This window comes from Betaproteobacteria bacterium (assembly GCA_016720925.1).
Classification (GTDB): domain Bacteria; phylum Pseudomonadota; class Gammaproteobacteria; order Burkholderiales; family Usitatibacteraceae; genus UKL13-2.
The window spans coordinates 136,701-159,397 of sequence record JADKJR010000014.1 but is presented as its reverse complement, the minus strand read 5'-3'; the positions used below and the strand labels follow the sequence as shown (position 1 = coordinate 159,397).

Sequence of the window (22,697 nt, the reverse complement as noted above, 5' to 3'; positions counted from 1 at the left end):
GATCAGACCATCGATCAAGGCAGTGCAGGCCGATCGCGGCCAGGCGCGGTTTGAAGGTCTTCGGCAGTTGCCCTTCTTTGATCGCGTTGCGAAAGCCCTGCTCGATGTGCGACACGCAGTCGCTGCGGCTTTCGAGGTGGCGCACTTTCAGCGGCGCCATCTCGTCGACGTATTCGCATTTGTGACTCATGATCTCGAACACGCGCTGGATTCGCGGGTTCTTGGGTCAAACACCCCGGCCGGGGGCGGTTAGCGATGTCCGCACAGTTGACTAGCTCAGCGCAAGCCATCGCAACGCCGGGAGCGTCGACTTCTGCAACATCCGCACCGCGTCGACACGGTGGGTTTGTGCGCCCTGTGTTTCTCCAAGCTTCGCTTCCGCGCGGGAGAGCCAGTAAAGTGACTCACCATGCCACCACCATTGGTATTGACCGCTTCTGCCAAACAACCACGAGCGGTAGCAGCAATTGTTTGGCCTGACCGCGCGACCTGTCCGTAGATGCACACGCGCCAAGGCAACGATGTAGTCGGCGGTGCGAACCGAGGGTTGCACCTGCGCCTGATCGTACAAAGCACCGGCGTGAATCAATAGTTTTTCGGCCCTTACATAGTCGTTCTGATCCAGCCACGCATTGGCAAGTGCAGCGTTGACAGCGGCCTCCAAATATTGAGGCAGCCGGTTTTTTTCATTGATTGCCATGGCGCGCTGTGCGAACGCGAGGCCTTCGCCTGATCGACGCTGCATCCGTGAGCTGAACGCGCGTTCACCCAGTAGTGCGTTTGAAATGCGGCACGCTTGTCGCCGGTTTGCGCCGCCGTTTCTCGGCTAACTGTATCGCCTTATTGATCGCCACGGTAGTGGAATATTCGCGCGTGCGCGATAGTCGCTCGAAAAAGCCTATTCCGAGCTTGATGCCCAGACGCTGATCCACACCGATCATCCGCTCGTCCAGGCGCAGCGCCTCATCGCCCAACCGCGCATTGGCCAACGTGGAAAAACCAGGTGCATCCCTATTTCGGCCCGGGTCTTCTGATTCGATCGGGTCCCGCCCGGCCTCCATGGCGTAAACCCCACGCGTCAATGCCAACGCGCTCCACGCCGCCGACACGGTCCAGTGCGCGCGCCAGCCGGGACATGGCGTGGCGTACGCGTACCGTTTCGGCGCCATCGAGCGCACGCTGGTCGTGCAAAACGCGTTTCAATATCAGCACTGCGTCACCTGGGCGCCCTTTTGCGGTTAGCGCATCGGCGTACCACCGCTCGACCTCCGCCAGCGTCACATGCGGCCGCGAATGGCCAAAGGCAAGCGTGGCGCGGCGCATCGCTTCACTTGCCGATGTCCATTGACGTTCCACATCGCCAAAGCGGGCATAGGTGTTGGATAGAAGCCCGAGTGAACTGAGGGTTGATTCGTGTTGCGGGCCCAAATACTTTTCGCCAACGGCAATCGACTGCTCCAATGCGGCATACGACTCTTCTGCTTTATTGCGCTTGGCGAGTAAGAATGATTGTTGCGCTAACGCTTCTACCGCATCTTTTGCGGTTGCAGGCAAGCCGGACAAGGCATCGGGAACAACTTCGGCGAGTAAGCGCTCGGACGCGGCAAGATCCTGGTTATTGGTGCTTTCCACAAGCAGCCACTTTCCATGTATCGTCAGACGGTGCTGTCGCCCGTATTCGCGTTCGGCGCGCGCGACGGCAGCTTTTAGCGTGGCCTCGCCTTTCGCGGGTTCACCGAGGGCGGAAAAACTTTCGCCAATCAACACACCCAGTTCGGCGGCCACCCGCGGACTATCCGCAAGTTGTTTCTCTATCCGCACTGCGGCGGCCGAGAGTAAATCAGTTGCGGTCACTGCGCCGCCCACGCCCTGACGCGGTACCGCTTCGGTGAAGATCGAGGCGATGAACTGTTTGACTTGTTCGGCACGCGCGGCTTCAATGCGCGCTACGCGAGCTTGCCAAATCGCACCCGAGAGGCCCGCGACGAGCGAAAAACTCGTGACGCTCGCGGCGATCACGGCGAGCTTGTTCCGGCTGGCAAATTTACGCAATCGATAGCCCACGGCATCCGGCTGCGCCTGGACGGGCAGATTGGCGAGGTGTCGCTCGATGTCGTCGGCAAGGGCGTCGACGGTCAGATATCGTTCAACAACCTCTTTCTTCAATGCCTTGTTCAGAATGGCGTCAATATCGCCTTTGAGCTGCGTTTTCACCTTCGGGTCTGCGACGGCTGCACTGGCGGCCTTGATATTGACCGTCGCAACGGCCTCCCCGAGGGTTGTCGAAGGCTGGCGTTTTAATTGATAAGGTTTCGTGTCCGTCAGCATTTCGTAGGCGATAACACCCAGGCTGTACACGTCACTTGCGGTGCTGATCGCCTCGCCGCGAACCTGCTCGGGGCTCGCGTAATCGGGGGTCAGCGCTTGCCCGCCGAATTGCGTGAGCGCGGATTTCTCGGAGGCAACATCGGTGCCGCCGATTAATTCGCAATACCGAAATCGAGCAGTTTGACTTGCCCGTCCACGGTGACCAATACGTTCGATGGCTTGAGATCACGGTGGAGTACGAGGTTGCTGTGGGCGTGCTGAACGGCGGCGAGCACCTGCATAAACAGCCGGATGCGCGCCGGAATCGTCAGCTTCCGCTCAACACAATGTTGCGTAATGGATAACCCCTCAACATACTCAAGCGCGAGGAAGGGCTGACCGCTTTGGGTGGCGCCCGCATCGTACAGGCGGGCGATATTGGGATGCGTAAGGCTCGCCAGAATGTCGCGCTCGCGATCAAACCGCTCCGCGAGTGCCTTGTTGTGGATCGCAAACAGTGGCATTTTCAACGCCACTTGTCGTTTCAATACACCGTCACTCGGCTCGGCCAGCCACACCGCACCCATGCCGCCGAGACCAATTTCGCGAATCAGGCGGTAGCCACCGACATCGCTGCCTTCGGACCAGGCAGGCGCGCTGGGCGCGGCGCGATCACTGCTGCCGAAAAAATCGGCTGCCGCATGGTTCAGCGGCTTGACGAACACATCCGTTTCCACGCCAGCTTGTCGCGACAGCATTTCGTCAAGCGTTTGGCTGAAACGCTGGTGTTCGGGCGGCAATGTCGCCAGCCAAAGCTTGCGTTCGGCGGCGCTGAGCTCCCAGCCATCGTCAAGGAGACGCGAAAGGGTCGGCAAATCCTGAAGTGCGACGGCCATACTGAGTCGTTCCTTAATGAGCGCTGAAAAACCAATGTTTCGTGACTAGTGCACCCGTCTCATTTCTCTTGCAGCACACTCGCGAGAAGTAACTTCGCTTTTTCCCAATCACGGCGCACCGTCCGCTCGTTCAGCTCAAGCACATCCGCGATCTCCGTCTCGCTTAATCCACAGAAATAACGCAATTCGACGACTCTGACCAAACGCTCGTCGAGCTGGCCCAGTACCTCAAGCGCCTCCTGAACGCGAAGGACTTCGTCACTTTCGGCACTTGCCGATTCCGCAATGGTTGTGTTCAGGGTGACAATCAGGATGTCGCTACCGCGCTTTTCGCTGCGCCGTTCACGCACGAAATCGACGACGATATTGCGCATGGTCGTGGCCGCGTAAGCGAAGAAATGCTTGCGGTCGTTAAGTTGAAGCTTTCCGCCACTGACCAATCGCAGATATGACTCATGCAAAAGCGAGGTTGTATCCAGGGATGTGACCGAGCCGTTAGTCTGCATACGGCGATGCGCGATAACGCGAAGATCGGCATAGAGCAATTGAAAAAGGCTGCCAAGTGCGTCCTGGTCGCCATCGTTTGAAGCGCGAATCAACTCTGTAATATCTCCCATCGCAAGAGTATAGCCGCTGGGCAACGAACGGCATTTGGCGTGAATTTTTCATCAGAGGCGAGGTGCGGGCATAATCGCATCCACTCAACTGCTGACGAACCGGACCAGCGCATTGACGAGACCGGCGTCGCGCAGCACGCGCCGATGCCCACAACCGCGAGTGTGATAGAAATGTGCACGGCGACAACCTTCCAGCAAGACGAGGCTGTGCCAGAACGGCACATCGGCATCGTCTCTATCATGGGCCAGAAAGACATGCGCGGGCGCGTGCCGGATCATGTCCACGACCGAGGTGCGCTTTAACGCGAACGGCTCACGGCTGAGGCTCGCGTATTGTTTACGCATGCGTTCGCCGATATCGCGTGATAGCCCGGTCATTCTGATGAACGCGTCGGCAACCCAGTTGCAATCGGTGAATGCGCTGATCAGTGCAAGCCTGTCACAGGGAATGTTCCAATCGCGCATGGCCAGCGCGGCCGCAACACCGCCGACAGAGTGCCCGACGACGGCCTGCACCTGACCACCTTGCGCCATCACCCAATTGCTGGCGCCACCGATGCACGCAGCAAAACCAAACATATCGGTAGGACCGCGCGCGGTAAGGCCGTGTCCCGGTGCGTCAAATGCGACTACTTGAAAGCCACGTTGATTTAGTTCAACCACATAGGGCGCGAACCAACTGGCGTCGGCGCACCAGCCATGGCAGAAGATAACCGCGGGTCCCGCGCCCCATGCGTATCCATGCGCCGGCAAGCCATTAATGTTCAATTCGAAGCGCGCCGCGGATGCAACCAGCGCGCGATGTCTCGGCTTGGGACGCGCCTTTGGCGGCATCCGCATGATCTTCAAGCTCAGGTGCGCGGCAAGACCGGGTGAGAAAACCGCAACCGCGCGTAGCGCATGCTTCAGGATCGCAAAGCCGCGCCGCTCCAGGGCGGGGAGTTTGGCAAACTCAATGTGATCGCCGCGAGCCGCTGTGAGCGTCGCGAGAAGTGCATCGTCGCCCGCATCGCTTTTGCCCATTCCGACAGCACTCGGCATATTCTTCGCGGCCGCCCGAAACGCGGAAGAAGGCAACGGAATGTGCGATGACTCCTTCACTAAAATATCCATGCGAACTCCAGATAGGCAAGATTATTTTTTACTCGCGCGCCGAAATAGGATTGATCCGCGCCGTGGAAGTAATCGGCTCCGGCAGAAAGCCGGATCGCATCCGAGAAGCTATAGGCGAGGCGCGGTCGCAGAATGGAGCCATGGCCGGAAAAATCGTAAATAGCGCCCAGCTCCACCCGCAACCGATCGTTCAGGAATCGATTGGAGACGCGTAGGGTGGCGCCGGTTTCGAACCGGCCAAATTCGCTATTCAAACGGTCAAGACCGTCGATGAGCCGTTGAATGTCGATGGGCTGCGCCGTCGCGCGCACGTAGTTGGCCCGATGGATTGAAAATAGTTGCACGTTGATATTGCCGGTCTCAAAGAAGCCGCGATCAACACCGGCCACCGCGCGATTGACGGTTCGCGAGGGCTCGTTGGGTGACGAGTAGCGCGATGCCGCCGCCTCGGCGCGGAAAGCAAATTTGCCGGCATTGAATGCGATATCCGCGCCCAGGGTTTGTTGCGGGTCAAACCGCGCGCTGATCGTCGGAATGACGAGTGGCGCAAACGGCGGCGCAAACGGCGGTGAAAAGGGCGACATCGCGCGAAAGCGCGCAAAGCGGTCAAAGCCGCGATAGAAGCTGAGCGACCAGTCCACGTCCTTGCCCGCGCGATCCAGTTTGAGCGCAACTTCGTGTTTGGCGGGACGATGTTCAAAGATTATTGTGCTCGGAAGCAAACCGTTTGGCATCACGTGTGGCGTAAAGCGGGGAACGTAAATACCGGACAATGACCATTCGCCATTCACCTTTGCGTCAATTGACAGTGCGGCGATGCCGTTTCGCTGCTCGTCATCTTCCTGCGACAAGAACGTGAAATCGCGCGGCGACAAATTGTCCGTCGGGTTGAAGCGATCCGACCGGCCCCATGCAATGTTTTGCCGGCCAGCCCGGATGCGCAAGAATCCCCGCTCATATTCGATATAGCTTTCGCGTACGCGAGACGCCATATTGCCGGCGCCGTGCGCATCGCTGTCGGCTGGACCGTGCGACGCATCCGCAAATCCCGCGCGCCCACTTATATTGCCGCGGAAATATTCGCCGAGCGGGATGCGCCATTGCGCGAGGCAGGTGACTTTCAGCCGTGCGTCGTCGTCATCCAGATTGCGCGTACCGCTCCAGGTGCCAATTCGACACTCGCCAAATGGTGTTGGCACATCCGGGGCGCCGGCGCTTTCCGCGCAAACTGCCAGCGGCGCAATGAAAGCCAAGGCAGCCGGGAACATGCAGCTCGCAACGGTATGGCGGCGTTGAAACCAGCGCGATTGCACTGTATCGCGGGTCACTCCTCTTTCTCCAGGTAACGCGTGAGAAGTACGATTCGTTTACGCTTGAGCTCGCTCGAAAGCGTTCGAACTTTATGAAGGTTTGATGATTTGTCTGTGCATTTTTGACGTCGATCCGCATAGCTTGGTGCTTATGCGATTTGCCCGCGTCACGATCATCAACCTGCTCAATGTCAGCGTATAGAATGGTTTTCAGCAGTACGTTCGCGGAATCGAAATATTCCACTTTGAGCGGGACGTAAGTTTCTGCCGCGATCCAGCTCGTGCGGCGGCTGTATCCGGTTTCTTCAGCGATGAGCGGCGTCCTGGGACGCGACTCGACGACATAAGTACTTGCGCCGTCGATTTTTTCAGAACGCAGGAGATTGTGGATCCAGTCACCTGGCCGATGCCCCATCATGTCGCCGTAAGAAAGGTCGGTGCCGACGAAGCTGGCCTTCTTGTTGTTGCGCGAGAGCCGGCGGGTTTTTTTCAGTGCGGGCAAATACACCGACACTTCATCCTCGCCTGCCCTCTCCACCAGCAACGTGGTGGTATTTCGCACGTCTGATGGCGACAGGAAGCGAATGACGCGCTGACTTCCAATGCCGTCAATGCCAAGCCTGGTTGCACCAAATGTTTTACGAATGCGCTCGTGACCATTTGCGTTCACCAGACGAAACGTCGCCTCCGATGTTGAACCCGCGAGACGGCTCGATTGATAGCTTCGCTCCATGATGACGTCGGCCGAAAGTTGCTCCCCATTGGGTGGCGTCTGGACCTGCCCCTGGCCAAGCCCAAATCCAAGTCCTTGTGTTTGTGCCCTGGCTTCCGGTATCGCTACTGCGCCGGATAGGGTTAGTGACACCACACCAAGCGCCAACATGGCCATGCGCCCCGAGGCGGCCGGCGTTAGCAGCGGCGTGGGCACGGTGGCTTGCAAATGACGGGGTGGCCAGATCTTGATCAGCGCCGGCACCAGCACCAGCGCAGAAATGGCGCTGACGATCATGGAAAGGACAATTAGCAGGCCAAACCAGATATGAATGTAGAAATTGACCGACAGCAGCAGTACGGAATAGCCGCCGATGATCGCACTGGCCACGTAAACAATCGCCAGTCCGGCGGTGCGAAATGTTTCGCGCAGCGCGGCGTCCAGGTCGCCGAGACGGACAAATTCTTCGCGTATGCGAAACATCAGGTAAATCGAGTAGTCCGCCCCGATCCCGATGGCCAACGCGGATGCGACCGAATTGGGGGTGTTCAGGGGAATGCCGGTCAATCCCATGACGCCGAAGTTAACCAATACGGTCACCAGCAGCGGCACGACAATGTAGACTGCGGCGAGCAGCGAGCGGAACACCAATAAGCCCGCGACAAAAACCACGATGATGATTTGGGTGACATTCTTTAACTTGCCCGCGACCAGCGTTTCCGAAATGGCAGCGGCCTGTGGCGCGCTTCCGCCAATGGTTAGGGTAATACCTGGTGGCAAACGTGGCTCAACGAATGCCCGTACGTCTTTGAGGATCGCGTTGGCATACCGGCTCGTATCGTTTTTCATCCACACAAGCAGGTTTGCGTTCTTGTAGCCGTAGTCAATATAAGCATCGAAATCGCCGGGTTCGCCGCTGAGGCTGTAAAGCAGCAAATATTGAGAAATCACTGCTTGCGACAATGGCAGCGTGTACGCGGATGCCGCACCACCATTCATCGATTGATTCATTTGCTTCAGGAAATCAACGATTGAAATTGTTTTACCGACATCCGGGAGACCCTGGATGTACGCCTGCGTGTCCGCAATGACCCGCAGCACTTGTGGGTCTTTCATTCGATCTTCACTGGCGGCGCTAAAAACGACGAACAGCGTATTCGTTCCGGCGAGCTTTTCATTCAGAAGGGCGTCGTCCATCCTAGCCTGCACACGTTTGCCAAAGTAGCTCTTGGTTGAATTTTCCTGATTGAGATGCAGAAGTCCGAACGAGGACGCGGCCGCGAGCATGCCGAATCCGGCGAGAACCGCGATGCGGTGGCGCAGTACCGCGGCAGAAACGACGCCGGCGAAACGGTCCCAGGTGCGTGACCTGGCGGCGGTTGTTTGGTCTGTGCGCACATCGCCGGCTGGAGACTCGACGTATTTCGGTGGCTTGAGGCAGGCACGCAACGCAGGGATAAATGTCAATTCGATAATCAGTGCGCTAACGATGCCCAGGCCCGTAAAAATGCCAAATGTGCGAATGGTGGCGATTTCAAAGGTGACGAGCGAAAACAGGCCGGCCGCCGCAACGCCGCCAGCCGTCAACATTACCGGGCCAATTTTTGCGAGGGATTCGATAACAGCGGCGCGATTTGCCGCAGCCGGGTCCCAGGTTGGGTGCATCCGTGAAATCCGCTCAAATTCCTCGTAATAGCGCTTCAGAATCTGCACGGCATGTCCCGCTGCGACGGCGAGAATGAGAATCGGCGTGACCGCGTTGAAAGCGTCCATCTCAATTCCCAGTCCACTCATGATTCCCAAGCCCCACGCTACGGCGAGCAGTGCCGTCACCAGCGGCAGGACCAGCCCTTGCCAGGTGCGGAAGGCTTCGAAATGGATGAGTCCGATGAGCAATACCGCGATGGGAAAAAGAAACGCCATGCGCGCGGACAGTCGCTCGACTTCAGCGAACAGCGCCGGCGCGCCGGCAACCGCGTAGTGCAATCCGGGGTTGGCGGCGGCCTGCTTGCCGATTGCCGCGTGGATTTTGTCCATCGATTCGCGGAATCCCTTGGCGCCCGAAGCAATTGAAAACGACACGCTGGCAAGTTGCCCATCGCGCGAGATCAGGCCGTTCTGGTAAACCGGATTTGTGGCGACATTGACGCGGAAGCGCTCAGCATCCTCGGCCGTCACAACCGCGACACTTACACCAAGCATTGGCTCCACCGTCAATTCGGACGTTGAGCCGGAAATTGCTTTGGCACGCCCGGCACTGGCCGACAATAGCGTGTGCCGTTTTACCCCGGGCGTATCTGCCATCGACGTGGTCAATGCGACCACCGCGTTCAGAATTGTCGGTGAGTATGCGGATGTACCGTCCTTTGCACTAATACCAACGACAACGACATGGCGCGAGCCGAACAGTTTTTCGGCGCTGACCGTGCCCACGACGTTGGGGTGATCTGGCGGCAACAGTTTTGCGGTATCGATCACGACCTGCAACTGGCGCAACTGCAAGCAAAACAGCAAGGTAACCATAACGATCCCGGCCAGTACCCAACGGCGCCGGTTCACTACAAAGGTGATGAATTTTTCCATCGACGAACTCCGGTTGTGGATTTTGCCAGGCACACGTGGTGGCGACCTCGGTTTGCGGTGGCGAACGAGAGTCCATGCCAACGCAGCAAATAGACCCTCCTAACCTGTTTAGCGTATTGGTTCGCCAAAACCGGACATTTGTGGCCGCAAACCTATTCAGGCACGGCGGTCGGCGCGCGAAAAGGCTCATATCATTTGGCGTCGAATGGACCACCTGCGGTCGTGGTGGAATGCAAATCTGATGTGACATGACCAACTTTTCTATCCCCACCTGGCTATTGGATGCTCATTTCGCGCAATGCTGAGCGCGGATGACAATGCGGCGAGGAAAGCGAAACAAACCAGGGGTTTGAAGTCGGTTGGCACGAATTGGAACTGACGTGCGCGCGCGAGTGAACTGGGTCGAGTTGAAACTGCGATCACCGATTTGTGGTGCCATCGACTTTGTATGCGTGGTGGGCCTGTAGTTTGCCCAAGTGGCGCATCGCAAGAGAATTGTTTGCAATCTCCCGTTGGCGAACCTCAGAGCAACCATGATTGCAGCATGATTATGTGTGCGGAAAGGCAAACACAAGCACTGGCGGGCATTGCAGGCCGAAATAGTCCGGAAAGCCGCTCCGGCGCTAGAGTTAGCACACCTTAGGTGGCACGCGCCTTCTTCTTCGCAACGGCTGCCGGCGCACTGCCCAACCCCCGCAAGAAACAATCAATCATCTTCTCCGCATCGCGCGCAAGCGAAAAATATTTCGGGTCAAGCAGCCAATTCATGATAAGTCCATCAATCAAGGCATGCAGGCCGATCGCAGCGAGGCGCGGTTTAACGGTCTTCGGCAGTTGCCCTTTCTTGATCGCATTGCGAAAGCCTTGCTCGATGTGCGACACGCAGTCGCTGCGGCCTTCGAGGTGGCGTACTTTCAGTGGCGCCATCTCATCGACGTATTCGCACTTGTGGCTCATGATTTCGAACACGCGCTGAATCCGCGGGTTCTTGTCGATGTTCTTGAGGATGGCGACCGACTGATTGCGAATGTAGCCGACCGGATCGGCAAGGCTCGCGTCGGCGAATTCTTCGGTGACTTGCTCCATCGGCAGCGTGACGCGTTCCATCATGGCATCGAACAGATCGAGCTTGTTCTTGAAGTGCCAATAGATGGCGCCGCGCGTGAGCCCCGCCGTTTCGGCAATCTCCGCCAGCGACGTGCGCGAAACGCCGCGCTCATTGAAGACGTGTTCCGCCGTATCAAGCAATCGATTGCGGGTCTCCTGCGCTTCTTCCTTCGTTCTGCGGGCCATGCAACAACTCCGATGATGCGGCATGCGCGTTTGCGGCGCTTGTTTATGTCATGCAGCGCGGATACATTTGCGCGCCGACAAATATCCGACTGCGGTTTGAGTATCCCTACTATTCATCCGGACATTTTTGACGATGATCAACCCCGGTCACAAAAATCCGCTTTACATACATCCGTGAATGTATGTAGTATACGACCTTCCCGGAATTCTCGCCATCAAAAACAATCAAGGGGCATTACGGCTATCTGCGCCGCAAAGCGTAACGCTCGCCCCGAGCGAAAGGAACATTCCATGCATGCCCGACTTTTCTCGTCATCGCATTCCCCATTGCGTCCCTCGTTGTCCGCGACGGCGCTGGCGCTTTTGGCCACGCTCGCCGCCTGCGACAAAGGCGGTGCACCCGGCGGCTTTCACGGCATGCCGCCGGCGATGGTCACGTATGAGGTGATCGCCGCGCGTGAGATTCCGGTCGAGCGTGAATTCGTCGGCCAGACCAATGGCTCGCGCGAAGTCGAAATTCGCGCCCGCGTGAACGGCATCGTCGAAAAACGTCTATATGAAGAAGGCACGGCCGTGAAAGCCGGCCAGCCGCTGTTCAAGCTTGATGCGGCGACATATGCCGCGGTGGCCGCGCAGGCAGAGGCCGGCGTCGCCACGGCAGACGCCAACTGGAAATTCGCCGAGCGCGAATACACTCGCCTGAAACCGCTGGTGGAGGCGAAGGCGATCAGCCAGAAGGAATGGGACACGGCGGCCTCGTCGCTCGACGTGACGCGCGCCCAACTCAAGCAGGCGCAGGCGCAGTTGCAGGCGGCGCGTGTGGATCTTGGATACACCGATATCCGCGCGCCGATATCCGGCGTGGTCGGCCGCGCCCTGAAAGTGGAAGGCGCACTCGCCAATGCGGCGGGCGACAGCCTGCTCGCCACGCTCGCGCAGACCGATCCCATGCATGTCAACTTCGCGATTGCCGACAGCGATCGCAGCGCCACGCAGAACGAGCTCGCTGCCGGATCACTGAAGCTGCCCGCGTCCGGTTATGTGGTGAAGCTGAAGACTTCCGAAGGCCAGCCGCTGAAGCCGGTCGGTAAATTGAACTTCAGCGATTATAAAGCCGATGCGAATACCGGTGCTTATGCGGCGCGCGCGGTATTTCCGAATGGTGACGGCTTGTTGGCGCCGGGACAATTCGTGCGCGTCGTACTCACGGGCGCCTCGCGGCCCGGGGCGATTGCCGTACCACAACGCGCGGTGCTCGATGGTCCGATGGGTAAATATGTCTACGTGGTTGGCAAGGGTGCGGACGGCAAGCCCGCCGCTGAGTCGCGGCCAGTCGTCCCAGGTGAATGGGTGACGCTCAATGGCAACAACGCAAACGCGTGGATCATCCGCCAGGGCCTGAAGGCGGGTGATCAGGTCATCATCGATGGCATGGCACGCATCTTTGCGCCAGGTCAACCTGTTCAACCCATGACCATTGAAGAAGCCGCCAAGGCTGCTGCGGCGCAAGCCGCGCCAGCGCAAGGCAAGGGCGCAGCCCCAAGTGCTTCTGAATCCAAGAAGTAAGCGAGAGGTCCCTCCCATGTTCTCCCGCTTCTTTATTGACCGGCCCATCTTTGCCTTCGTGATCTCGATTTTCATCGTGATTGCGGGACTGGCGGCGATGCGTGCCCTGCCTATTGCGCAGTATCCGGAGATTTCTCCACCCGTCGTACAGGTCACCGCCATCTATCCGGGCGCGTCGGCCGAAGTGGTCGAGCAGACCGTTGCCGCGCCGATCGAAAATGCCCTGACAGGTCTGGAAGGCCTGATGTACATGTCTTCCACGTCGTCGTCGAACGGCTTCGTCACCATCCAGGTGACCTTCGAGATTGGCACCGACGTCGACAAGGCGGCGCAAAGCATCAACAACCGCGTCAAACAAGTGGAAGCCAAGCTGCCACAGGAAGTCAGGCGCCAGGGCGTGACGGTGGAGAAGGGTTCGTCGGCGTTCCTTCAGGTGGTCGCGTTCTATTCGCCTGACGGCCGCTTCAATGATTTATACACGTCCAACTACGTCACCCTGAATGTGCTCGATACCCTGAAGCGGCTGCCCGGCACGACCAGCGTGCAGATCTTCGGCGCCAAGGACTACGCCATGCGCATCTGGCTGAAGCCGGATCGCATGACGCAGCTGAAAGTGACCGTGGATGAAGTGGCGCGCGCGCTTAATGAACAGAACGCGCAGTTTGCCGCCGGCAAGATCGGCCAGGCGCCGAATGGTGGCGGACAGGACATGGTGTACACCGTCACCACCCGGGGCCGCCTCGCCACGGTGGAGGAGTTCGAGAACATCATCGTCCGCTCCAATCCCGATGGCAATACGCTGCGATTGAAGAATATCGCGCGCGTCGAGCTGGGTTCGAAGGATTACGATTTCATCGGCCGCATCAACGGCAAGCCCGCCACGCTGGTGGGAATCTTCCTGCAGCCGGGCGCCAATGCGCTCGACGTGGCGAAAGACGTGAAGACCACACTGGCCACCGCGGCCACACGTTTTCCGGAAGGGCTTGCCTATTCCGTCCCGTACGACACCACGCGTTTTGTCGAGGTGTCGATTCGTGAAGTATTGAAGACGCTTGCGGAAGCGATGGCGCTGGTGTTCCTGGTGGTATTCCTTTTCCTCCAGAACTGGCGTGCCACGCTGATTCCCTTTGCCGCCGTGCCGGTGTCGCTGATTGGTACCTTTGCCGGCCTGTATTTGCTTGGCTATTCGATCAATACGCTCACGCTGTTCGGCATGGTGCTCGCCATCGGCATCGTGGTCGACGATGCCATCGTCGTGCTGGAAAACATCGAACGCATCATTCACGAGGAAGGCCTGGAAGTTCGCGTCGCGGCGATCAAGGCCATGAAGGAAGTCACCGGACCGGTGATTGCCATTGTGCTGGTGCTGGTATCGGTGTTCATCCCGATCGCGTTCCTGGGCGGCCTGACTGGCGAGCTTTACCGGCAGTTTGCGGTGACGATCTCGATTGCCGTGGTGATCTCCGGCATCGTCGCATTGACGCTGACGCCGGCACTGTGCGTGGTCGTGCTGAAGAAAGCGCATCGCCTGGACGGACAACTCACGAGCAGGCCGACCGGAAAATTCTTCACATGGTTCAACGGCTGGTTCGCGCGCGTCACCAAACGCTACACCCACGGCGTGCTGTGGATGATCAAGCGCGGCACGCTCGGTGTGATTCTGTTCGTCGGCATGGTGCTGATCACGGCAGGTCTGTGGAAAGCCACGCCGGGCTCACTGGTGCCGGATGAAGATCAGGGCTTTTACATCGCTGCCGTGTTCCTGCCGGACGGCGCGTCGCTCGATCGCACCGACAAAGTCGTGGCCGAAGTGGTCGCGGCAATCAAGTCAAATCCGAACAACACGGACGTGGTGGCATTCACCGGCTTCGATATGCTGGGCGGCGGTTACCGCAATAGCGCGGCGACCATTTTTGTCACGCAGAAGCATTGGGACGAGCGCAGCGTTCCCGTACAGGCGTTAGTCGGAGAGTTCTTCATGAAGACCGGCGGCATCAAGGAGGCAATGGTGCTGGCCTTCGCGCCGCCGCCGATCTTCGGTCTTGGCAATACCGCGGGCTTCGAAGTCTACATCCAGAACAAAGGCGAGGGCGGGGCGGAAAAACTGGTGCAGGCCATGTACGGCATCCAGGGGGCAGCATCGCAGAGCAAGGTGCTGGCCGGCGTGCAGACGCTGTGGCGTCCGGCGTCACCGCAACTCAAGGTCAATGTGGATCGCGAAAAAGCCAAGGCGCTGGGCATCCCGCTGGATGCGGCGTTCAACACGCTTGCTGCCACGCTGGGTACGTACTACGTGAACGACTTCAACAAGTACGGCCGCACCTGGCAGGTGCTGATGTCGGCCGACAGCCAGTACCGAAAGCGTCCCGATGACATTGGCCGCATATTCGTCCGCAGCGATCGTGGCGCGATGGTGCCGGTCTCCGCGTTCGCCAACATCGAACACTCTGCCGGCCCGGATACACTGGACCGTTACAACAATCTGCCTGCCGTGAAACTGATGGGCCAGGCCGCGCCGGGTAGATCCTCGGGTGAAGCGATCGCCGAAATGGAAAAAATCGCCGCGCAAGTATTGCCGTCCGATATGACCTTCGACTGGACCGGTTCGTCGTTTCAGGAAAAGCGTGCGTCCGGTACGTCCGGCTTGGCGTTGATGCTCGCCGCCGTCATGGCGTTTCTGATTCTTGCCGCGCAATACGAGAAATGGTCGCTGCCGCTGTCGGTGCTGCTGGCAATGCCGTTCGGTATCTTTGGTTCGCTGGTCGCGGTATGGCTGGGCGGATATGCGCGCATGTTCTTCGGCAGCGCGCCGCTAACCAACGATGTCTATTTCCAGATCGGGTTGGTGACGCTGCTGGGACTGGCGGCGAAGAACGCGATCCTGATCGTGGAATTCGCGGTGTACAAATCGCAGGAGGGCATGAGTGCGGCGGCGGCGGCCATGGAAGCGGCGCGGCTGCGGTTCAGGCCGATTCTCATGACGTCGCTGGCATTCATCCTCGGTGTCGCGCCACTGGCGTTTTCGTCCGGGGCCGGCGCGGGCGCACGGCATTCGGTGGGAACCGGTGTCATGGGCGGCATGCTGGCGGCGACTTTTCTGGCGATCTTCTTTGTGCCGCTGTTCTACAAGGTGATTACCGACCGAAAACTGAATGAATCGCGAAGCGAGGAAGATATTCGTACCGAGGCATCGCACGCACATGCACTGGCCACGCGCAAGGTGGTACCCGCGCCGGGACATCATTCACTGCCGGCGGATCAACGCTAAGATGAAAATGACCATGAAACCCACACTCATCGCGATCACAATCGGAGCGTTGCTGGCCGGTTGCACCGTCGGCCCGGATTACCAGCGTCCGAAAATGGATTTGCCTTCGAGCCACGCCGTGGCGCCGGCGGGCGCCACCATTGCCGCATCGTCGAGCAACTGGTGGAAGACGTTTAACGCCCCAGTGTTGAACCTCATCATGGATGAGGCATTGAAGAACAACCTGGATTTGTCCGCGGCGGCGGCACGGGTAACAGAAGCGCAAGCGCAATTGGGGCTCGCCGTTTCTGATCAATTGCCATCCGCCTACGCGACCGCTTCGCGCACCCGCAATCGAAATTCCGAGGCCAGCAACAATTCAGGACCAGGCCAGCCGGTGCAAACCACGACCAACCGCGCGACCCTGAACGTCTCCTATGAGATCGATTTCTGGGGCAAATATCGGCGCGGCTCGGAAGCGGCTCGCGCCGACCTATTGTCGGTGGAAGCCAATCGCGATGCGTTGCGCCTGTCCATGGCCACACAGGTGGTGCAGGGTTATTTCAACCTGCAGTCACTCGATGCGCGCACTGCCGCGATCGAGCTCGGCATCAGACGCGGACAGGAGGCACTCGATATGCAGAAAAAGCGTTTCGACGCCGGCGTTATTTCAGAATTTGACTATCAGCAGCGCTCGGCGGAAGTCGATGCCGGGCGCGCGCAACTGCCGCCATTGCAGAGCCAGCGTGGCAATCAGGAGCGGGCACTCAAAGTGCTGCTCGGGCGTTCACCGCGCGAAATCATGTCGGGCAAGGTCGATCGTGTGTCCGCGCCGCCGGGCACGGCGATGCCCGGCACCAGCATCGTTGCGCCGGCGGGTCTGCCGTCGGAGCTGCTGTTGCGGCGCCCGGACCTGATCGAAGCCGAACAGAAACTGGTTGCGGCCAATGCGCGCATCGGCGTTGCACGTGCGGCTTATTTCCCGTCGATTGGCCTGACCGGATTGTTCGGCGGCGAAAGCAGCGCGCTGGGCGATTTGTTCAGCGGCCCCGCACGAATCTGGAATTTTGCCGGCAACCTCACGCAGCCGTTGTGGGGCGCGGGGCGCGTTGGCCGTCAAGTGGATGTCGCGGAAGCACGCAATGAACAGGCGCTCGCGCAATACCGGAGCGCGATTGCGAATGCGTTCCGCGAAGTCCAGGATGCCATCCAGGCGCAAACCGCCGCGCGCGAAGTATTCGAAATCGAAACGCGGCGCGTAAGCTCGCTCGGCAAGTCGTGGAACCTCGCCAAGCTGCGCTATGAAAATGGCGTAGCGAGCCAGCTGGATGTGATTGATGCCGAGCGTGGCCTGCTGCTGGCGGAACTTAATCGTATTGAGGCTGAGCGTGGTTTGAGGGCGGCGGTCGCGGATTTGTATAAGGCATTGGGCGGTTGATCAGTAGTTCGGTCGGAGGAAAACCTTGCGATGCTGAGTGTCGAATAGTAGTTGGCGATCACGGGCAAACCGCCGATTGCCCCTTGGCCTTTCGACTTCATTATTCCCACTAGCAATTTCGTGACTCATGTGATGCAACATCGAAAATGTCGTTACGATTGTTCCAGTGCATGAACTGATCGCGGTTTCGATTGGCGTCAATTAGTCTCGTCAAAGGCTGGAATGCAATGAAAATGCTATGTGCGAGTGTTCTCCTCAGTGCGACGGTTTTCTCGCATCACGCGAGAGCGGATATAGGACCGCCGCTTGACAAAGTATCAAAATACGAGGCGACTCAGGCTGCGTATCGATCCTCTCTTCGCGAGCGGATCCAGGCAGGCAATCAAGCGTTCGAACGAGAGCGCCAGCTCAGGCTCGCTATTCGCCCCCGCGGAGAATCATCGCAAGCTGGAATTGTGCCGCAAACGTCCAACGATGCATCATTATTATTGCCTCCAACCAGTGAGATATTGGTGTTGTTTGCGCGCCGCGTAACCTTGCAAGTGGCCAGCCAATACGTTTCAAAGATAGGTGGCCGGGTTTTGGCACTACTTCGTACTGTCGGTAACGACCAGTTGTCCATGGGCGCGCCAGATCGCATGGGCACGCCTGCCGTCGACAAGCAGCTAGCGCAAGATTTCCGTGCCTATTTGGACGCTCGCGACAATCATATGCAGGCAGAATTCAGGCGTACCACGCCGGGATCGTCCGGACGACAACATGCTGAAGCCAATTTACGATGGGTGCAAATTGCTCGCGTAAGCCTTGAGAAGCACGGCATGACGTTGGACGGATTGCTGGTGAATGTGCCAGATGAAAAGTTGGCCGAAGTGACTTCATTGCCAGACGGATCCACGATTCTGATGGCTGAATTTCAATCAGACACGCGCAGGAATTTTGCCATTCCCTTGGATATATTGAACTCCACTGCCGTGCCCGATCGATAGCGGTTGTGGGGCGAAACAATATGGAACTTCAAAATTGCAGAGATTTGAAGCAATTGCGAAACTCTAGCGCTGGCGGGAGTTGCAGAGCAAAAAGCCGCCGGAAGCCGCGCCAGCGCTAGAGTTTGTGTATTTGACCGGCGGGATAGTAAATCGTCATAGCCACCCGCTTCCCTGCGGCTAGAATCCTCCGTGGCAATATTACAAACGCTTACAAACTCGGTAGGTCGCGGCTGGTCAAACCCCGACTTGTCCGCAAACTAGCGTTTGTGCGGCGACGTACACAGGAATTCGCATGTAAGCGATAAGATAGCCCAGCAAAAAAATCCCGGCAGCTCAATGAATCCCGGTTTCTCGCGCCAATCGCGCGGATGCAGCCAACAACAAACCACCCGCCGCCGTTCACTTCCGAATTTCCTTCGCGCATCTCATTATGCAAAAAACACAACAATCGCTCGCTTCATCGCAATGGCAACGCCTGCCCGGCTGGGTACGCAAAGGACTTATCCCGGTGGCGTTGGTTGCCCTGATCGGTGGGGGCGCGTACTACTATTACGTCAACTACTACTCCGTACCAGCCTTAGACGGCGCATCCAAAACAGCAGCCGCCAAGGCGGGACCTGCGGACGTACCAGCCATGGGAGGCGGCGCTCATGGCAAGGGAGGCGGTGGTGGCGGCCGCTTCGGTGCATTTGATCCCAATCGCGTACAGCCGGTGATCGCGGTTCCCGCGCGAGTGGCTGACATAAATCTGGTGCAGACCGCTTTGGGCACTGTCGCGGCACTCAAGGTGGCGACCGTGAAGGCGCGGGTCGATGGCATGCGGCACACCTGCGACACGCGCATCGCTCGCCCTCCCCAGCGAGTCTTCAGGATACATATTGCCTGCGGGTCAAAATGCGGAAAACCTTCACGGCTGGGACTGTCGGACGAAGACCGCCACTTTTTCGCTGGCGGATCGCATAGCATCGATCAGTCGTGAATCACCGGCCAACGCACCCCAGAGAACGCGATCATGACAAAAGGCGCCGATCGGATCGGCGGCTGCACATATTGCATGCGCGGCGGCGGCGTCCATCGCCTGGTCCTGGTACGGCGTCGGCAAATCGCCGCGATGCCAGCGCTGCAGGAATGCGAGAAATAACGCCGGCAGCATGGCGATGGCGGCAATCGACTCATTTCGCGCCAATCGCTCGCGAATAGTCGGCACGATGAATCCCGGCAACTTCGAAAAACTATCCATCGCGACGCGCTGGTTGGTGTCGGCCAGTGCTGCGTTGCCGAATCTTTCGAGCACCAGGTCGCGATAGGTTTCAAGATCGATTGGGCTGGGTCGCAGACAGGGGATGACATCGGCGGTGATGTACTCGTGGGCGAAGCGGCGAATGCGATCATCGCGCGCGCCCTCGTGAATGAACCCGTAACCGGCAAGAGTTCCCGCCCACCCAATGCAACTGTGGCTGCCATTGAGAATCCTGATCTTGGCTTCTTCATACGGCGCGACCGAAGCAACCATTTGCACGCCGACTTTTTCCCACGCCGGGCGCCCATTGCAAAAATCGTCTTCAATGACCCATTGGATGTAACTCTCCGCCATCACCGGCGCGCCATCGTCCCAACCGGTTGCGTCGCGTACGCGTTCGCGCAGATCGGATGCAGGCCGCGGCGTAATGCGATCGACCATCGCGTTGGGGCTGCTGGTATTCGCGACAACCCAATTGCGCAATCCGGCGTCGCCTACCTGTTCGAGAAACTGCATGAAACCGCCACGAAAACGGTCGCCGTTATGGCGCAGGTTGTCGCAGTTCAACAGCGTGACTTTGCCGGCGTTATTGCGGCGCCGCTTGCGCAGGATCGCGGTCAACGCGGCGTAAATGGTAACTGCGGTGGTGCCGCCGGCGAGGCCATCGCGCGCGCGCGCCATGTCGCCGGCGAGATCGGCAAAGGAAAAATCCAGTTTATCGTTGGCATCCAGGTAGTAGCCGGCTTCGGTCACGGTAAACGAAATGATGCGCGTCGCCGGGTCGGCGCCAATGCGAATCAGTCCCGCGAGACCGGGGGCGTAGGGCACGATGGTCTTGATCGCGCGGATTGTTTCATATCGCCGTTCACCTGCCGGCGTCACGGTTTCAAGCGTGTACGCGCCACCCTGCGCTTGCAAGGCGGCAACGGTATCGGCCATGTCGGGGCGGGTGTTGCCGCCGGCCAGCGTCCAGGACACGTCACCCGCATCGATCAGCCTCTGCAGGTAGACGGCCTGGTGCGCGCGGTGGAAAGAACCTATGCCGAGATGAAGAATGACCTGGGTCGCGGGCATGCCACGCTACGCTGCGGCGGCGCGAGTCGACAGTAAGTCAATGCGCCGCTTCAGCATCCAGAACGCGACGATGGTCAGGAAATTCACCAGCGCCACCATGGTCATCGCCATGCGCAGGCCTTCCGCGTTCGACCCTTCGATGTGCAGAGCGTCACTGATCACGCCGACCAGCAGCGGACCGCAACCTTGGCCGATCAGCACGCCGGCCATCGCAACGACCGCCAGCGCCGTTGCACGCGCGTTCGGCGCGACGAGATCCTGCAGCGTCGAGAATACCGGGCCGAGGATGGAGCCGGCAATCAGGAATGCCATGAACAACATGGCGAACGCGAGCATCGGATGAGGCGCATGAAAGCTGCCGAGATAGAACGGCATCACGGCGATGGTGACGATGGCGGAGTAACCCGCGCCCCAGGATCTGGAATGATGCGCATATTTAACGGCGAGCTGGCCGCCGATGATGGAACCGAACGCAGTGGCGAGGCCAATGCACATTCCGAGGCCGAGGCCGATTTGCATCGGCGAAAGCGCGAACGCACGCGTGAAATAGCTGGGCAGCCAGACCATGATCGACGAGCCCGCCAGGGACGTGGTGGCGAATGCAACGATCAGGAATCCGAACGCGCGCAGGTCGCCCAGCTGCGAAATCAGGCTCTCACCGGGTGCGGCGCCGGCCAGCGGCAAGGCGACGGTGCGCGCCGGTTCGCGGACAGTGAAGTGAAAGATCGCCGCCATCACCAGCCCCGCCAATCCGAGCCAGATAAAGCCGGCGCGCCAACCGACTGTCTGCACGAGTATGCCGCCGCCGAACATGCCGCCCAGCAGTCCGAGGTAGGTGCCAGCGCTGTGCGCGGCCAGGGCGCGGGGCCGCAGTTCGCGCGGGTAGTAGTCACCCAGCATCGAATGGGTGGCCGGGATGCAACCGGCTTCGCCGATACCGACGCCGACGCGCGCGGCCAGCAACTGCACAAAGTTCATCGCCATGCCCGACGCCGCGGTCATGACCGTCCAGGCCGCGAAGCTGCCGCCGATGATCCATTTTCGGCTGCCGCGATCGGCCCAGCGCGCCAGCGGCACCGAAGCGATGGCGCCGAGCACCGCGAAGGCCACGCCGGTTAACAAGCCGAGTTCGGTGTCGCTCAAACCGAATTCCTTCTTGATCGGCTCCATGAACATTGAAATGACCACTTTGTCGACGGCGCACATGAATCCGACCACCGACAGGGCGATCAGGACGTAGGTGCGATAGCCGTCGCTGGGTGCATCGCTGTGCGCGCCATCCTGTGCGACCGCGCGTGCCATTTCGGGTGCCACGGGGGCGGTCGTGATCGTCAATTCAGATTTCATGTGAGTTCCTCTGGGAGGTTTGCGGATGCGTCTGCCACGGCAGCGGAGTGACGAAGGTCCTTTGAGCCCGATACATCAGGCGGTGCGCCAGTCGCGCCACAGCCAGCGCAGCGTGTCGGGAAAAATGGCTCCGCCGTGCTTCAGCGAATGCCCGCCTTCGCCAACCACGAGACGGTGATCGTAGCCGCCGTATTCGAGTGCTGCAGCCAACTCGCGATTGGCATTGACCCAATGGCCGAAAATGATGTTGAGATCATTCTTGCCGGTTTGCAAAAAGATGCGCAGTGATTTGGGTGGCGCACGACGGATGGCGGGAGCGAGTTCATGCCCGCCGCGAATGTTCACGAAACTGCCGCAATGGCTGACGACCTTGCCGAAGGCGTCGGGCCGTTCCCAGGCGACATTGAACGCGCAAATGCCGCCCGAACTGAGGCCACAGATCGCGCGCAAACTGGGTGTGTTGCTGATGTTGAGGCCCTTAGTCGCTTCAGGCAAAAGTTCGTCGAGGAGAAAATGCGCATACGCATCACCCAATGAGTCGTATTCGATGCTGCGGTTGTCCTGTCCGCCGTAGATCGGCAGGCCGGGCCCGCTGGCGCCGGGCTGAACAAACACGGCGACGGTCGGTGGCATCACGCCGGCATGGATCAGGTTATCAAGCACCGTTGCCGCATTCAGTTCCGGGCCGAGATAGCGCGCGCCGTCCTGGAATACCATCATTGCAGCCGGCCGGGTGTCATCGTACTGGGCCGGCACATAGAGCGTGTAGTCATGCGCCACGCCGGGATAAATGGCGCCCGGTGCGCATTGGTGCGCGCTTAGCGTGCCACGCGGCACGTCCGGTTGCGGCAGCGAATCAGCGCCCGGCACATATGGCTCGGGGACGCTGAGGCTCATCGCAAACCGGGCACGATCCTGCGCGGGCAGGCCGGGCAGCATCGCTGCGAGCTGATCCATCAACGCGGTGT

The 22,697-nt window shown here is 59.2% G+C and carries 18 protein-coding genes; 5 read left to right on the top strand and 13 right to left on the bottom strand.

Features of this window, described 5'->3' with window-relative positions; genetic code table 11:
- From IPP88_17770 to IPP88_17725, 10 genes are all read right to left on the bottom strand, one after another.
- On the bottom strand, positions 1-202 hold a 202-nt coding region (locus tag IPP88_17770), incomplete at its 3' end, for a TetR family transcriptional regulator (GenBank protein ID MBL0124492.1).
- Positions 203-271: 69 nt separating this feature from the next.
- A complete protein-coding gene (locus tag IPP88_17765) occupies positions 272-745 on the bottom strand; it encodes a hypothetical protein (protein MBL0124491.1) in 474 nt (157 codons plus the stop codon).
- Between the two features lie 19 nt (positions 746-764).
- Positions 765-989: a hypothetical protein gene (locus IPP88_17760; GenBank protein MBL0124490.1), complete on the bottom strand. Its 225-nt coding sequence runs from the start codon at positions 987-989 to the stop codon at positions 765-767.
- A gap of 22 nt (positions 990-1,011) precedes the next feature.
- A complete protein-coding gene (locus tag IPP88_17755; GenBank protein MBL0124489.1) occupies positions 1,012-2,544 on the bottom strand; it encodes a protein kinase in 1,533 nt (510 codons plus the stop codon).
- Positions 2,481-3,203 carry a serine/threonine protein kinase gene (locus IPP88_17750; protein MBL0124488.1) on the bottom strand — a complete coding sequence of 241 codons (723 nt, stop codon included), beginning with the start codon at positions 3,201-3,203 and terminating at the stop codon, positions 2,481-2,483. The genes IPP88_17755 and IPP88_17750 overlap by 64 nt, the downstream gene beginning before the upstream one ends.
- A 59-nt stretch (positions 3,204-3,262) precedes the next feature.
- Positions 3,263-3,820: a sigma-70 family RNA polymerase sigma factor gene (locus tag IPP88_17745; protein ID MBL0124487.1), complete on the bottom strand. Its 558-nt coding sequence runs from the start codon at positions 3,818-3,820 to the stop codon at positions 3,263-3,265.
- Positions 3,821-3,904: 84 nt separating this feature from the next.
- Positions 3,905-4,933, bottom strand: coding sequence for an alpha/beta fold hydrolase (locus IPP88_17740; GenBank protein MBL0124486.1), 1,029 nt, complete (start codon positions 4,931-4,933; stop codon positions 3,905-3,907).
- The gene (locus IPP88_17735) at positions 4,921-6,132 is read right to left on the bottom strand and encodes a hypothetical protein (protein ID MBL0124485.1); all 1,212 of its coding nucleotides are present in this window, start codon (positions 6,130-6,132) and stop codon (positions 4,921-4,923) included. Before IPP88_17735 ends, IPP88_17740 begins: the two co-directional genes overlap by 13 nt.
- Positions 6,071-9,538 carry an outer membrane lipoprotein-sorting protein gene (locus IPP88_17730; protein ID MBL0124484.1) on the bottom strand — a complete coding sequence of 1,156 codons (3,468 nt, stop codon included), beginning with the start codon at positions 9,536-9,538 and terminating at the stop codon, positions 6,071-6,073. The genes IPP88_17735 and IPP88_17730 overlap by 62 nt, the downstream gene beginning before the upstream one ends.
- 639 nt (positions 9,539-10,177) lie before the next feature.
- The gene (locus IPP88_17725; protein MBL0124483.1) at positions 10,178-10,831 is read right to left on the bottom strand and encodes a TetR family transcriptional regulator; all 654 of its coding nucleotides are present in this window, start codon (positions 10,829-10,831) and stop codon (positions 10,178-10,180) included.
- Positions 10,832-11,122: 291 nt separating this feature from the next.
- On the opposite strand from IPP88_17725, the gene IPP88_17720 reads away from it, so the two are divergent.
- The 5 genes from IPP88_17720 (at position 11,123) to IPP88_17700 (ending at position 19,047) form a co-directional block, all read left to right on the top strand.
- Positions 11,123-12,397, top strand: coding sequence for an efflux RND transporter periplasmic adaptor subunit (locus IPP88_17720; GenBank protein MBL0124482.1), 1,275 nt, complete (start codon positions 11,123-11,125; stop codon positions 12,395-12,397).
- Between the two features lie 16 nt (positions 12,398-12,413).
- A complete protein-coding gene (locus IPP88_17715) occupies positions 12,414-15,665 on the top strand; it encodes a multidrug efflux RND transporter permease subunit (GenBank protein ID MBL0124481.1) in 3,252 nt (1,083 codons plus the stop codon).
- 13 nt (positions 15,666-15,678) lie between these two features.
- Positions 15,679-17,082 (top strand): efflux transporter outer membrane subunit, encoded by a 1,404-nt coding sequence (locus IPP88_17710; protein ID MBL0124480.1) that lies wholly within the window; start codon positions 15,679-15,681, stop codon positions 17,080-17,082.
- 227 nt (positions 17,083-17,309) lie between these two features.
- Entirely contained in the window at positions 17,310-18,068 is a 759-nt protein-coding gene (locus IPP88_17705) for a hypothetical protein (protein MBL0124479.1), read from the top strand.
- Between the two features lie 430 nt (positions 18,069-18,498).
- The gene (locus IPP88_17700) at positions 18,499-19,047 is read left to right on the top strand and encodes a hypothetical protein (GenBank protein ID MBL0124478.1); all 549 of its coding nucleotides are present in this window, start codon (positions 18,499-18,501) and stop codon (positions 19,045-19,047) included.
- Here the strand turns inward: IPP88_17700 and IPP88_17695 are convergent.
- The 3 genes from IPP88_17695 to IPP88_17685 all read right to left on the bottom strand — a co-directional run bounded on the left by IPP88_17695 (position 18,976) and on the right by IPP88_17685 (position 22,668).
- Positions 18,976-20,382 (bottom strand): mannitol dehydrogenase family protein, encoded by a 1,407-nt coding sequence (locus IPP88_17695; protein MBL0124477.1) that lies wholly within the window; start codon positions 20,380-20,382, stop codon positions 18,976-18,978. The two genes, IPP88_17700 and IPP88_17695, sit on opposite strands and share 72 nt — an antisense overlap.
- Before the next feature lie 6 nt (positions 20,383-20,388).
- Complete coding sequence (locus tag IPP88_17690) at positions 20,389-21,729, bottom strand: MFS transporter (GenBank protein ID MBL0124476.1); 1,341 nt, start codon at positions 21,727-21,729, stop codon at positions 20,389-20,391.
- Positions 21,730-21,804: 75 nt separating this feature from the next.
- Positions 21,805-22,668, bottom strand: a complete 864-nt coding sequence (locus IPP88_17685) for an esterase family protein (GenBank protein ID MBL0124475.1) — start codon at positions 22,666-22,668, stop codon at positions 21,805-21,807.
- Between the last annotated feature and the right edge of the window lie 29 nt (positions 22,669-22,697).